Consider the following 12,684-nt stretch of genomic DNA (forward strand, 5'->3'; position numbering starts at 1 on the left):
GTTACCTATGGCTACCGCCCTATGCGGCGCTTGGTGTACTGATGGCCAGCTTGCTGCTGGCCTGGTACCTGATCGAGCACCGGCAGAACCAGGTCATCCGCCGCACGCTGGCTGAGCACCCCAAGGCCTTTACCAGCCCGTTGGTGGCGTTGACCTACAGCGACAATCCAGGCCTGCAAGGCCAGCTTGACCTGGCCATCATCAGCGAGGAAGCACGCCTGCAAACGGCCCTCACCCGGCTTGTGGATGCCGGGGTCGGGGTGAAGTCGCGGGCGGCGCAATCTTCCGATCTGTCCGATGCCCAGGCGCAGATGCTCGACCGCCAGCGCAGCGAAACCGATCAGTCGGCCACGGCCATTGCGCAAATGGCGGCCACCATCCAGCAGGTTACCCACAACGTGCAGAGCACGGCGCATGCGGCGGGTGATGCCGACCAATTGGCGCAGCAGGGTAGCGAGCTGGCGCTGCAGAGCCTGAAGGCCATGGGTAGCATGAGCGATGCGGTCAATGACATTGGCCAGGCAGTGAATGCCCTGGCAGAGCAAACCCAGTCGATAGGCAGCGTGGTCGACGTGATCACCTCGATTGCCGAGCAGACCAACCTGCTGGCGCTTAATGCCGCCATTGAAGCGGCGCGTGCCGGCGAACAGGGGCGCGGGTTTGCCGTGGTGGCTGATGAGGTGCGTTCGTTGGCCCAGCGCACCCGCGCTTCGACCGATGAGATTCACCACATTATCGCCTCCTTGCGGGCCGGGGCAGAGCGGGCAGTGAGCACCGCCAGCCGGGGCGAGCAGATCTCTCGGGACAGCGTGCACAGTGTCGAGGCGGTGCAGGCGGCGCTGAGCGGGATTGCCCAGGCGGTCAGTCGCATCACCGGCATGAGCCAGCAGATGGCGACGGCATCGGAGCAGCAAAGCCATGTGGCCGAGGACATCAACCAGCAGATCGTGAGAATTGCCCAACTGTGTGACCAGAGTGCCGGGCAGGCCAGGCAGGGCGCGCAGATCAGCCAGGACCTGGAGCGCATGGCGGAGTACCTGCATAGCCTGGCGGAGCGGTTCAACCGCTGAGAAGGCCGGGCCCGCCAAGCGGGCCCCGGTTCTGTGGCAAACTGTCTCCGCCAAGGAGAACCCCATGCCCAGACCCCGCTGCGAGCGCTGTCAGCGCCCGCTCGACCACTGCCTATGCCCACTGATCCCCGCACTCGACAGCAATACCCGCGTGATTCTGCTGCAGCACCCCAGTGAAACTGCCCATGCCCTGAATACTGCTCGCCTTGCGGCCCTTGGCTTGAACAATGCCGAGTTGCGGGTGGGTGAGGTTTTCAACGACTTGGGCGATTTGCTCGCGACGCCTGGTTACCGGCCGGCCCTGCTATTTCCGGGCGACGATGCTCGGGTGCTGACGGCTTATGGTGAGGCCGAGGACAAACCGTTGCTGCTTATCGTGCCCGACGGCACCTGGCGCAAGGCGCGCAAGTTGTTGTACATGAACCCGCTATTGGAAGGGTTGCCGCGGGTCACGCTGGGGGCTGTCGCGCCTTCACGTTACCGGCTGCGCAAGGCGCCTGAGGCGGGGGCACTGTCGACTATCGAAGCGGTGGTGGGAGCATTGAACGCGTTGGAGCAACCCGTTTGCTTTGATGCACTGCTGGCGCCGTTCGAAGCGTTGATCGAGGGGCAGATCAGGGCCATGGGCGAGGAGACGTTCCAGCGTAACCATGGCACCGAGTGAGGGCTGGGGGCTGCAATGCAGCCCCGGCTGATTCAAGCCCGATCAGCGCATCTCAGGCAGACGCGCCTCAGTGCGCACTTCGGTAGTCGCCAGCGCCTCTGGTGGCAGCGAAATACGCTGCTTGGTCAGCAACTCACCCATGGTCGCCAGCACGCGGTAGCGCGAGAACTCCTCGGTATAACGCACCTCGGTATAGCGGCGGTCTGCGTTGTACAGCTCGTTCTCACTGTCCAGCACGTCCAGCAAGGTACGCTGGCCCAGGCCGAACTGGTCCTGGTAGGCCGCACGTACGCGCTTGGTGGTCTCGGCGTATTCACGCGCGGTCGGCAGCTGTTTGCTGGCATTGTTCATGGCGTTCCACGCCAGGCTCAGGTTCTCGGTCAACTCACGCAGGGCGTTGTTGCGGATGTCCAGGGCCTGGTTGATCTTGTGCGCGTCGGACTGCAGGCGCGCCTTGTCACTACCGCCGCGGAACAGGTTGTAGTTCATCTCCACGCCAGCTTGCCAGTCGTTGTTGTTGTGGCCTTTTTCGCCGCCGGTGTTGTTGTTGGCACCGGTTGCCAGAATGGCGTCGAAGCGCGGGTAGAAGGTCGACTTGCCCACTTCGTACTGCTGCTCGGCCGCATTGACGTCAGCCTGTGCAGATTTGATGTAAGGGTTGTTCTGGCGCATGCTGTCGCGTGCCCCCTCGAGGCTCTCAGGCACCTCGCCCTTGATGGTTTGCGGGCTTTCCAGCTCGTCCGGCGCGCGGCCGATCACGCTGAAGAAGTTGGCCTCGGCATCGGCCAGGTCGACTTCGGCGGTGTCCAGGTTGTTTTCCGCCAGGGCGCGACGGGCGCGGGACTGGTCAAGGTCGGCGGTGCTGCCAACGCCGCGCTCGTTACGCAGGCCGATCTGGTCGTTGACGCGCAGGTGGGCTTGCAGGTTGTTCTTGGCCAGGGTCACCAGCTCGCGGCGCTTGAGCACTTCCAGGTACACCTCGACCGCACGCAGGGCGACATCCTGGGCAACAGCCTGGGTGTAGTAGGCGCGGGAGGTAGAGACAGCCTCGGTGCGGCCCACTTCATTCGAGGTGTTGAAGCCGTCGAAGATCATCTGCCGCAGGCGCAGCTCGGACTGGGTGTAGCTGAGGGTTTCCTTGTTGTGGTTACCCTCGGCACGGGTGGTGGTGTTGTCCGAACGCTGGCGGCCGTAGCCGGCGACCAGGTCCACGGAAGGGTAGTAGCCACCACGCGCAAACTTCACGTCTTCATCGGCCGACAGCTTGCTATTACGGTTGGAGCTGACTTGTGGGTGGTAGTCCACGGCGCTTTGGACGGCCTCGGTGATCGACATCGCCTGTACGTTGGCACTCGCCAGGGCCAACAGTAATGCACTGGTGATGGGGTTCAAAACGCGCATGGTACATCTCCCTGATCCTGGAATTTATCCTGCTGTTCGCCAAAAAAATGACGATAAAGTAATCGCGTATAGTGTTGCAGGTTTTTAACAAGACAGCTAAGTACATTCAACGCGATAGATAAGAAGATTTATTCATATCAAATTGCCATATAAGACTTTTATTGTCTAATCAATTTCACTTACAGCCCTCGGAACGATGCTGTTAGTCGCCCTGAAAACCAATGTTTACAAGGCTTGCACACGGTTCCAGAACTATTTCCGATAAAGAAGGTGGCAGTTAGGCGAAAGTGATATTTGGCGACAAAATATTGTCACCTTGGCTTCTGAAGTGTTTTTTGCTTGAGGATATACAGACTGACGAGTACAGCGCTGGTCAACATGAAGGTACGCGCCCAGAACAGCGGCACCAGGTAGCACGACAGGCCAATGCTGGCCCACATCAGGCCGATGGCGTAAACCTTGCCCTTGAGGGGGATGCCTTCACCACTGAGGTAGTCACGGATCCATGGCCCGAGCTTGGGGTGATGGACCAACCAGTGGTGAAAGCGCGGTGAGCTGCGGGCAAAGCAGGCCGCCGCCAATAGCAGGAACGGGGTGGTGGGCAGTACCGGGAGAAAAATCCCCAACACCCCCAGCGCAACGCTGAGCCAGCCGGTGGCCAGCAGCAGGTAGCGCATAGGCAGCTTAGTGGTGGCGTGGCTTGAGCAGCGCCGGTTTTTCGTCAGGGGCGTGCAGCAGCAGGAACAATGCACTCAGCGCCTCGGGGATCTGTACGATCATGTCGTCCTGCAGGTTGGCGTTGCTGGCAATGTCGGCGAACTCTGGTTGTTCATCGAACAGGCCCGAGCCAACCATGATCGGCAGCAGCATCTCGCTGACTTCTTCCTCGGCGTTCTCGAACCAGGCCTCTTCACGCAGGAACACGCCTTCCATGAAACCGATGCACCAGCCGCGCAGGTCGGAATCGTCCGGCTCGTCGGTCAGGTCGAGTTCGCATGGCAGGTCGAATTCTTCGTCGCTGGCCAGCTGGCGGGCAATGTGCGCTTTCAATGCCACCAGGGTGGCTTCGATTTCGGTGCGCTGGGCGTCGCTGGCGTAGTGCGGCTCTTCGGCGAACAGGGCGTCGATCCATTCGCGCTCGGGCACGTCCTCGGCGTTGATCGACAGGGCGGTGAGGTAGCCGTGTGCGGCGACATAGTCCAGCGCTTCTTCGTGCAGCTCGTCGGCGTCGAGGAAGGCTTGCAGGCGGGTCAGTTGCTCGGCGAAGGACATTACAGGGCTACCTTGGGGAATAAACGATAACGAATTCTAGCACCTTGCAGCGGCAGCGGGGCAAAGGGAACGTCTATCGCCGTGGTGCCTGTGCAGGACGGCGCTGCGGTATACTCCGCGATTTTTCATCCAGGGGCAGGTTTTACCGGTCGCCTGGCAAAAACCGCTTACGCATTTGGCGTGTGCGGGGCGGGTTTTTCGTCCAGCCTGTTGTATTCAGGGTGGTACGGCGATTTGGAGTTGCACATGCTCGAACAGGCTCAGCGCGTTCTCAAGGACATCTTCGGCTACGACAGTTTCCGTGGGCGCCAGGCAGCGATCATCGAATGCGTGGCCAATGGCGGCGATGCCCTGGTGCTGATGCCCACCGGCGGCGGCAAGTCGTTGTGCTTTCAGGTGCCGGGGCTGCTGCGTCCGGGCCTGACGGTGGTGGTCTCGCCACTGATCGCGTTGATGGACGACCAGGTCGCCACGCTTGACGAACTGGGCGTTTCGGCGGCCGCGCTGAATTCCACCCTGAGCGCGGAACAGCAGCGTGAACTGGCCGGGCGCCTGCGCCGTGGCGAGGTAAAAATGCTCTACCTGGCGCCGGAGCGCCTGGTGCAGCCGCGCATGCTGGATTTTCTGCGTGACCTGGACATCTCGCTGTTCGCCATCGACGAGGCCCACTGCGTTTCGCAATGGGGCCACGATTTCCGCCCCGAGTACCTGCAACTGGGCCAACTGGCCGAACTGTTCCCGCATGTGCCGCGCATTGCGCTTACTGCCACTGCCGATATGCGCACCCGCGAAGAAATCGTCCAGCGCCTACACCTGCAAGGCGCCGAACGCTTCCTCTCGAGCTTCGACCGACCCAACATCTTCTACCGCATCGTGCCCAAGGAAGCGCCGCGCAAGCAGTTGATGGCTTTTCTCGGCGAGCGCCGCGGCAACGCCGGTATCGTTTACTGCCTGTCGCGCAAGAAGGTCGACGAAACCGCCGCATTCCTCTGCCAGCAGGGCTTCCCGGCGCTGCCGTATCACGCCGGCCTGGCTGCCGAGACACGCGCGGCCAACCAGCACCGCTTTCTCAACGAGGAGGGGCTGATCATGGTCGCGACCATTGCCTTCGGCATGGGTATCGACAAGCCCAACGTGCGCTTCGTTGCCCACCTCGACCTGCCTAAATCGCTTGAGGCCTATTACCAGGAAACCGGCCGCGCCGGCCGTGACGGCCTGCCGTCCGATGCCTGGATGGCCTATGGCCTGCAGGACATGGTGATGCTCAAGCAGATGCTGCAGAACTCCGAAGGCGATGAGCGCCACAAGCGCATCGAACAGCACAAGCTCGACGCCATGCTGGCGCTGTGCGAAGAAACCCGCTGCCGCCGCCAGTCGCTGCTGGCCTACTTCGATGAAACCCTCGAACAACCGTGCGGCCACTGCGACAACTGTGTCGACAACATCCAGACCTGGGACGCTACCGAGCCGGCGCGCCAGGCGCTGTCGGCGGTGTTCCGCACCGGCCAGCGCTATGGTGTCGGCCATCTGGTCGATGTACTGCTGGGCAAGGACAACGAGAAGGTGCGCAATTTCGGCCACGAGAAGCTATCGGTATTCGGCGTTGGCAAGGGCCTGGCCGAGGTCGAATGGCGTTCGCTGTTCCGTCAGTTGGTGGCGCGCGGCCTGGTCGACATCGACCTGGAAGGTTACGGCGGCCTGCGCCTGTCCGACAGCTGCCGGCCACTGCTGCGCGGCGAGGTGACCTTGCAACTGCGCCGTGACCTCAAGCCGCAGACCACGGCCAAGGCCTCGTCGTCCAGCGGCGGCAGCCCGGCCAGCCAGCTGGTGCGTGCCGAAGAGCGCGAACTGTGGGAAGCGTTGCGCACGTTGCGGCGCAAGTTGGCCGAGGAGCACAGCGTGCCGCCGTATGTCATCTTCCCCGATTCGACGCTGCTGGAAATGCTGCGCAGCCAGCCGGTCAGCCTCAGCGACATGGCCCAGGTAAGCGGTGTGGGCGCGCGCAAGCTGGAGCGCTATGGCCAGGCGTTCCTCGAAGTACTGAACAACAGTGGCGGCACCGAAGAGGCACCGAAAGTGGTGCTCGACCTGCGCCACGAACTGGTCAGCCTGGCCCGAGCCGGCATGACCCCGGCGCAGATCGCCGGGCAGCTCAACTGCAGCGAGAAGAACGTCTATAGCCTGCTGGCCGAGGCACTGGGCCGCCAGGAGCTGAGCCTGGAGCAAGCCATCGACCTGCCGGAAGACCTGATGATGGAAGTGCAGGACGCGTTCCTGGATGGCGAGGGCGAGTTGCCGCCGGTGTCGGCCATTGCGCCGCAGTTCGGGGCCCGGGTGCCGGAGGGCGTGCTGTATTGCGTGCGCGCGGCGCTGGCGGCGGAATTCGAACTGTAAACGCAGGCAGGATCGAAGGCAGAAGCGCCATCTGCTGACCTTTGTCATGCTTTTTGACGATTATCGAACAAGTAAGCAGGACCGAGCCTTGCCTCGTGGGGCAGGGCATGGTTAGCTGCCTAATAATTAGATCTACTCAATGAGTTACTTATGCCCCTGACCGACAACCAACACCGCTTCGGCATGCAGCTGGCCCAGATGTCCCGGGGTTGGCGCGCCGAACTGGACCGCCGCCTGGCCGGGCTCAACCTGTCCCAGGCGCGCTGGCTGGTGTTGCTGCACCTGGCCCGTTTCGAAGAAGCCCCGACCCAGCGTGAGTTGGCCCAGAGCGTGGGCGTTGAAGGCCCGACCCTGGCGCGTCTGCTCGACAGCCTGGAGGCGCAAGGGTTGGTGCGCCGGCAAGCAGTGGTAGAAGACCGGCGGGCCAAGAAGATCTTGCTGTGCCCCCCGGCCAAGCCACTGATCGACCAGATCGAGACCATCGCCAATCAACTGCGGGTGGAACTGTTTACCGGCGTGGATGAGGCAGAATTGCAAGTTTGCATGCGGGTGCATGCGAAGATTCTGGCCAACCTCGAGAAGTCCTGAAGGCCCTTGGGGCTGCAACGCAGCCCCAAAAAATCAGAAGGTATGCCCCAGGTTCAGATACACCGCATGCTCATGCGCACTGTTGGTGCCGTAGGTGAAGTTCAACGGCCCCAACGGCGTCTCCAGCCCCAGGAAGATGCTCGCCGCATTGATGTACCCACTGTCGAACTCGTTGTCGTTGTTCCATGCCCGCCCACGCTCCAGCGACCCGCCGATGTACAACGGGAAGTCCAGCGGCACATAGGCCCTTGGCGTCAAGCGGCGGTAGTAGACCATGCGCAGCAGGCTCACGTTCTGCCCCGACACCGAGTCCTGGCGAAAGCCTGACAGCTCTCGCGCTCCGCCCATCACGAAGCTCGACGTCACCACTTCGGTGTCATCCAGCGTGCGCCCATAGCGACCGCCCAGCACGAAGGTGTTCGGCCCACTGCTGATCGCCTTGTCCAGGTTGAACAGCCACTGCCGGTAATCCTGGTCGGAGTCCAGCGACTTGTCGTATTTGCGCAAGGTCAGGCCGATGTCCTCGCCTCGGTGCGGGAAGTACACGTTGTCGAGGGTGTCGAACGAGTACTTCAGCTCGTAGAAGCCTTCGTTGAAACTGACTTTGGGCAGGTCCTGGTCGCCGATGCGCACCTCGGCCTCGCCCCAGGCCTTGCCCACGCCCAGGCGCACTTCACCGCTGGTGCCGATCTGCCGGCCCACGTTCAGGCCAAAGCCGTAGCGCTCCAGGCGGTATTCGGCGACCGGGTCGTTGTCCAGGGTGGCTTCGATGTTCTGCGAGCTGAAATCCAGGTAAGGCGCGACAAAGTAGCGCGAGCCCACGTCCAGCGGTTGGTAGAACTCGCTGTACAGCTCTTGCTGGTCGCCGATCTGGCCACGGGTCAGCCATTCTGCGCCGAGGCTGTTGATGCCGTTGACCCGGTAGCTGGCACCCAGGTTGAAGGCGCTGTCGCCACGCAGGTCATCGGACAGGTTAAGGCCCAGACGCAGGTAGTCGGTGCCGCCGCGCCGGCCACGGGCGTTGATCACCAGGGTGTTGTCTTCGCCCTTGTGCACCACGCGGTACTGCACCCGGTCGAAGTAATCCAGGCCGTACAGCGTACCCATGTCGGTCTGCAGGCGGTCCAGCTCCAACGGCGCGTCGATCGGTTGGCGGATGTACGAGCGAATCACGTCGTCGCTGACCTTGGAGTCGTTCTCGATTCGGATCGCGGTGATCACCGGTGTGCGCTGGCGCGGCGAGCGGGCCACGGCCAGGCTGCTGTCGCCTTCGGGCTGGCGCAGGGCAGCCAGGCGAGGGTCGAGCAGGCGGGTGGCGCGGTAACCGGCGTCGATCATGTCCCTGGCGCGGCCAAAATCGGTCACGCCGAAGGCAGTCAGCGATGGTTGGATGAGGATGTCGTCGCGGTGCAGGCTGGCCAGTTGTTCTTCCGAGTTGCGCCGGGTCATCAGGGTGATCGACTGGTTGAGCACGTCGACCACGGTCAGTAATTGCTTGCGATCCTTCAGTGGGGTGCCGATGTCGACCACGATGGCCAGGTCCACGCCCATTTCGCGGGCCACGTCGACCGGAATGTTGTCGACCATGCCACCGTCCACCAGCAGTCGGCCGTCCAGCTCGACCGGGGCGAACACGGCAGGGATCGACATGCTGGCGCGAATGACCTGTGGCAGGTGGCCGCGGCGAAACACTACTTTTTCGCCACTGGCGATGTCGGTGGCCACGGCGCGGAAGGGGATAGGCAGCTTGTCGAAGTCGCGGGTGTCGGCGGTGTGCGCCAGTTTGCTTTCCAGCAGCAGTGACAAGTTCTGGCCTTGGATTACCCCCAGTGGCAGGCCCAGGCTGCCGTCGTCACGAAAGCTGAGCTTCTGTTTGACCAGGAAGTCGCGGTCATCCTGCTTGCGCCTAAACGGCACGTCCTTGCGTGGCGGGGCATCGGACAGCGCCTGTTGCCAGTCCAGGGTGGTGGCGAGCTTTTCCAGCTCTTCGACACTGTAGCCCGAGGCGTACAACCCGCCGACCACTGCGCCCATGCTGGTGCCGGCGATGGCGTCGATGCGCACACCCTGTTCTTCCAGCGCCTTGAGCACGCCGATGTGAGCCAGGCCACGGGCCGCACCACCCGACAGTACCAGGCCGACCTTGGGCCTGGCAGGTTCGGCGGCGGTTGCCGCAAGCGTGGTGAGGGCAAGCAGAAAACAGAACAGCAAACGGCGCATCGTGAGTCTCAAACCGTGGGCTAAAGACCGCTAGTATAAGCGGCCCCTTACCTGGAGATGTTTCACCATGGCCGACAGCAAGCCGGAAATCGTTATCACCTATTGCACCCAGTGCCAGTGGCTGCTGCGTGCTGCCTGGCTGGCCCAGGAACTGCTCAGCACCTTTGCCGACGACCTGGGCCGGGTAGCGCTGGAGCCGGGCACCGGCGGCATCTTCCGCATCACCTGCAATGGCGTGCAGATCTGGGAGCGCAAGGCCGACGGTGGTTTCCCCGAGGCCAAGGTATTGAAGCAGCGGGTGCGCGACCAGATCGACCCACAGCGTGACCTTGGCCACAACGACCGCTGATCAAGCCCCCTCGGGCAGTGGCCGCTGCCTGGGCGGTTGCTCGGCAGCCAGGCGGCTGGACAGCACGATGGCGAAGATGATCAGTGCGCCGCCCAGCAGCATGCGCACGGTGGGGGTTTCGGCGAACACCGCCCACGCCACGGCAATCCCGTAGACCGGCTCCATGCCGAACACCACGGCGGCCGTGCGCGCCTTGATCACTGCCAGGCTGGCGACGAACAGGCTGTGCGCAACGCCGGTGCAGAAGACGCCGAGCAGGGCGATCCACAGCCAGTCCACGGGGGCTACGCCGCCCAGGCCAGGGGCCGCGAACGGCAGCAGGCACAGGCCCACTACCAGGTTCTGCCACAGCGCTGCCTGTACCGCAGGCAAACGGCCGGAGCCGGCCCGGTTGGTGAGTGACAGCAGCGAGAACAGCAGGCCCGAGAGCAGTGCCCAGAGCAGGCCGCCAGTGGCTTCGCTGGCCAGGTCGAATGCCGGCGTGACCAGTACCAGGCCGAGGCTGACCAGCACGACCAATACGGTTTCGTTGCGGCGGATACGCTCGCGGAACAGCAGGCCTTCGAGGATCACGGTGAAGGCCGGGAAACTGGCGAAACCGAGGGTGGCGATGGCCACGCCGCCGACTTTGACGGCGATGAAGAAACTGACCCAGTGGCCGGCCAGCAGCACACCGCCGAGCAGCAGGCGGCGTGCGTCCTGGCCGCTGAGGCGTTGCCAGCCCGGGCCGGCCAGGCTGGCGAACAGAGCCAGGGCGAGCACGGCGAAGGCGGCGCGGCCAAAGACGATGATTGCCGGGCTGGCGCTGGCGGCCAGCTTGCCGAAGACGCCGGTAAGGCCGAAAAACAGCGCGCCAATGTGCAGGGCGCCTAGGGCTGTGCGGTGGTTCATGGTAGTCCTTGCTCAAGATCTCTATTGGCTGTGCCGGCCTCTTCGCAGCACAGGCAAAGTGTAAAACCACAGGCCAACGATTTCTGTCGCAAGACTGCTGTCAATTGTCGCCAGGCTCTCGCCGCAACGCCAAAGGCGTACAACCGAACGCCCGCAACATCGCTGCCGAAAACGCACTCTGTGAGCTATATCCCACCTGCGCTGCAATCTCACCCATGGGTAACGAAGTCTGCACCACCAGCCGCCGGGCCTTGAGCAAGCGTCGCTGGCGAATGTAGTCCATCGGTGTCATCCCGCACTCGGCGGTAAAGCGCGCATGCAGCCGGGCACTGGACAGCCCGGCAATGCGCGCCAGGTCGGCGACCTGCAACGGGTAGGCAGCCTGTTGCTCGATATGGGTATCGAACGCGGCATAAGGTAAGCGCTGGCTGGCCCGAACGTTGGCAGCCGCCGTTGGATTCAGGCTGGCCAGTAACAGCGCTGCGCCTTGCCGGGCGATCAACGGGTCGTCCATGGGGCTGGCCGCCAGCCAGTCCACCAACTGCTGCTGACGGTCGTCCAGGCCCAGCGCGGCAGGGCGATCGAGCAGGCGGCGGCTGGCATCGGCATGCTCGCCCAGTTGCTCGTGCAGCCAGCGCTCCCCAGGCACATCCAACACCAGGCAGTGGCTGCCGCCATCGCTGGCGCAGGTGTGATGCGCGCCCGCCGGTACCACGATCAGCCCCTGCCGGTCGATCCCGGCGCCTTGCCCCTGGACCTCGAACTCCAGGCGGCCGCGCAGGCCGAACACCAGTTGCGGGTGTTCGTGGCTGTGGGCGATCAGGCTGTCGCGGTAATGGCGCAGCGAGAGGATCGGGCCGGCGGTCATGGGGGCTTCCTCGCAGGGCAGGCGCTCATTGTGCCTCAAACCCCGCACGCCATCACTCGTCACCGTTTTGCCATGGCGCTGTCATGCCTGCCTGCCAGTCTCCAGCAAACTGCGCCGGAGCCTGCCCATGACCCATGCCGAACTGTCTCGTCCCTCGCGCAAGCAACGCGTGCGTACCCTGTGGATCTCCGACGTGCACCTGGGCACCCGCGACTGCCAGGCCGAACACCTGTCGCGGTTCCTCAAGGGCTACCAGGCCGACCGCGTCTATCTGGTGGGCGATATCATCGATGGCTGGAAGCTGCGTGGTGGGATCTACTGGCCGCAGGCCCACACCAACGTGATCCGCCGGCTGCTGACCATGAGCAAGCGCGGCACCGAGGTGATCTACGTCACGGGCAACCATGACGAGTTCCTGCGCCGCTATTCAAAGCTGATTCTGGGCAACATTCAGCTGGTGGACGAGGCCGAACACTTGACCGCCGATGGCCGTCGACTGCTGGTGATCCATGGCGACCAGTTCGACGTGATTACCCGTTACCACCGCTGGTTGGCGTTTCTGGGCGACCGTGCCTACGAGTTCACCCTGGTGCTCAACCGTTGGCTCAACCACTGGCGGGCGCGGTACGGCTATGGGTACTGGTCGCTGTCGGCGTACCTCAAGCACAAGGTGAAAGGTGCGGTGAATTTCATCAGCGACTTCGAGGATGCCATTGCCCACGAGTGCACACGGCGCGGGTTTCATGGGGTGGTGTGTGGGCACATCCACCATGCCGAGATCCGCAAGGTGGGGGAGGTGGACTACCTCAATTGCGGGGATTGGGTGGAGTCATGCACGGCGCTGATCGAACATTGGGATGGCAGTATCGAACTGTACCGGCTGGCTGAGGCTCAGGCGCGCGAGGCGCAGGCGGCTGCGGTGGTGCGCGAGCCGGTGTAGGGCGTGAGGGCCATGGGGCTGCTTTGC

Annotated in this window: 12 protein-coding genes; 6 read left to right on the top strand and 6 right to left on the bottom strand. The window is 63.3% G+C overall.

Translation table 11 applies throughout. The features are described from left to right. On the top strand, positions 1-1,070 hold a 1,070-nt coding region (locus tag APH35_RS22845; RefSeq protein WP_060515580.1), incomplete at its 5' end, for a methyl-accepting chemotaxis protein. 64 nt (positions 1,071-1,134) lie between these two features. After that, positions 1,135-1,734, top strand: a complete 600-nt coding sequence (locus APH35_RS22850; protein ID WP_012273602.1) for a tRNA-uridine aminocarboxypropyltransferase — start codon at positions 1,135-1,137, stop codon at positions 1,732-1,734. Positions 1,735-1,776: 42 nt separating this feature from the next. Here APH35_RS22850 and APH35_RS22855 read toward each other — a convergent pair whose 3' ends face one another. The 3 genes from APH35_RS22855 to APH35_RS22865 form a co-directional block, all read right to left on the bottom strand. Beyond that, positions 1,777-3,135 (bottom strand): TolC family outer membrane protein, encoded by a 1,359-nt coding sequence (locus APH35_RS22855; protein WP_012273601.1) that lies wholly within the window; start codon positions 3,133-3,135, stop codon positions 1,777-1,779. Positions 3,136-3,446: 311 nt separating this feature from the next. Continuing rightward, positions 3,447-3,812 carry a YbaN family protein gene (locus tag APH35_RS22860; protein WP_012273600.1) on the bottom strand — a complete coding sequence of 122 codons (366 nt, stop codon included), beginning with the start codon at positions 3,810-3,812 and terminating at the stop codon, positions 3,447-3,449. 7 nt (positions 3,813-3,819) lie between these two features. Then, positions 3,820-4,407, bottom strand: a complete 588-nt coding sequence (locus tag APH35_RS22865; RefSeq protein ID WP_012273599.1) for a YecA/YgfB family protein — start codon at positions 4,405-4,407, stop codon at positions 3,820-3,822. Positions 4,408-4,653: 246 nt separating this feature from the next. Between APH35_RS22865 and recQ the strand changes: the two genes are divergently transcribed. Both recQ and APH35_RS22875 read left to right on the top strand, forming a co-directional pair. Then, positions 4,654-6,801: a DNA helicase RecQ gene (recQ, locus tag APH35_RS22870; protein ID WP_012273598.1), complete on the top strand. Its 2,148-nt coding sequence runs from the start codon at positions 4,654-4,656 to the stop codon at positions 6,799-6,801. A 150-nt stretch (positions 6,802-6,951) separates the two neighbouring features. Then, positions 6,952-7,389 carry a MarR family transcriptional regulator gene (locus APH35_RS22875; protein WP_012273597.1) on the top strand — a complete coding sequence of 146 codons (438 nt, stop codon included), beginning with the start codon at positions 6,952-6,954 and terminating at the stop codon, positions 7,387-7,389. Positions 7,390-7,422: 33 nt separating this feature from the next. Here APH35_RS22875 and APH35_RS22880 read toward each other — a convergent pair whose 3' ends face one another. Further along, entirely contained in the window at positions 7,423-9,609 is a 2,187-nt protein-coding gene (locus tag APH35_RS22880; protein WP_060515581.1) for a patatin-like phospholipase family protein, read from the bottom strand. Positions 9,610-9,676: 67 nt separating this feature from the next. On the opposite strand from APH35_RS22880, the gene APH35_RS22885 reads away from it, so the two are divergent. Further along, a complete protein-coding gene (locus APH35_RS22885; protein ID WP_003259082.1) occupies positions 9,677-9,958 on the top strand; it encodes a SelT/SelW/SelH family protein in 282 nt (93 codons plus the stop codon). Here APH35_RS22885 and APH35_RS22890 read toward each other — a convergent pair whose 3' ends face one another. Further along, positions 9,959-10,849: a DMT family transporter gene (locus APH35_RS22890; RefSeq protein WP_012273595.1), complete on the bottom strand. Its 891-nt coding sequence runs from the start codon at positions 10,847-10,849 to the stop codon at positions 9,959-9,961. A gap of 100 nt (positions 10,850-10,949) precedes the next feature. Further along, on the bottom strand, positions 10,950-11,717 hold the full coding sequence (locus APH35_RS22895; protein ID WP_012273594.1) for a helix-turn-helix transcriptional regulator: 768 nt from the start codon (positions 11,715-11,717) through the stop codon (positions 10,950-10,952). 127 nt (positions 11,718-11,844) lie between these two features. Between APH35_RS22895 and APH35_RS22900 the strand changes: the two genes are divergently transcribed. Beyond that, on the top strand, positions 11,845-12,657 hold the full coding sequence (locus tag APH35_RS22900) for a UDP-2,3-diacylglucosamine diphosphatase (protein WP_060515582.1): 813 nt from the start codon (positions 11,845-11,847) through the stop codon (positions 12,655-12,657). Positions 12,658-12,684 lie beyond the last annotated feature (27 nt).

Origin of the sequence: Pseudomonas sp. NBRC 111132, assembly GCF_001320565.1 — a bacterium.
GTDB classification, from domain to species: domain Bacteria; phylum Pseudomonadota; class Gammaproteobacteria; order Pseudomonadales; family Pseudomonadaceae; genus Aquipseudomonas; species Aquipseudomonas putida_P.

Excerpts from the sequence above, each read along its gene's own strand:
- APH35_RS22895 (WP_012273594.1), bottom strand. The coding sequence starts at position 11,717 with ATGACCGCCGGCCCGATCCTCTCGCTGCGCCATTACCGCGACAGCCTG.
- APH35_RS22900 (WP_060515582.1), top strand. The coding sequence starts at position 11,845 with ATGACCCATGCCGAACTGTCTCGTCCCTCGCGCAAGCAACGCGTGCGT.
- APH35_RS22850 (WP_012273602.1), top strand. The coding sequence starts at position 1,135 with ATGCCCAGACCCCGCTGCGAGCGCTGTCAGCGCCCGCTCGACCACTGC.
- APH35_RS22860 (WP_012273600.1), bottom strand. The coding sequence starts at position 3,812 with ATGCGCTACCTGCTGCTGGCCACCGGCTGGCTCAGCGTTGCGCTGGGG.
- APH35_RS22865 (WP_012273599.1), bottom strand. The coding sequence starts at position 4,407 with ATGTCCTTCGCCGAGCAACTGACCCGCCTGCAAGCCTTCCTCGACGCC.
- APH35_RS22875 (WP_012273597.1), top strand. The coding sequence starts at position 6,952 with ATGCCCCTGACCGACAACCAACACCGCTTCGGCATGCAGCTGGCCCAG.
- APH35_RS22885 (WP_003259082.1), top strand. The coding sequence starts at position 9,677 with ATGGCCGACAGCAAGCCGGAAATCGTTATCACCTATTGCACCCAGTGC.
- APH35_RS22890 (WP_012273595.1), bottom strand. The coding sequence starts at position 10,849 with ATGAACCACCGCACAGCCCTAGGCGCCCTGCACATTGGCGCGCTGTTT.
- APH35_RS22880 (WP_060515581.1), bottom strand. The coding sequence starts at position 9,609 with ATGCGCCGTTTGCTGTTCTGTTTTCTGCTTGCCCTCACCACGCTTGCG.
- recQ (WP_012273598.1), top strand. The coding sequence starts at position 4,654 with ATGCTCGAACAGGCTCAGCGCGTTCTCAAGGACATCTTCGGCTACGAC.
- APH35_RS22855 (WP_012273601.1), bottom strand. The coding sequence starts at position 3,135 with ATGCGCGTTTTGAACCCCATCACCAGTGCATTACTGTTGGCCCTGGCG.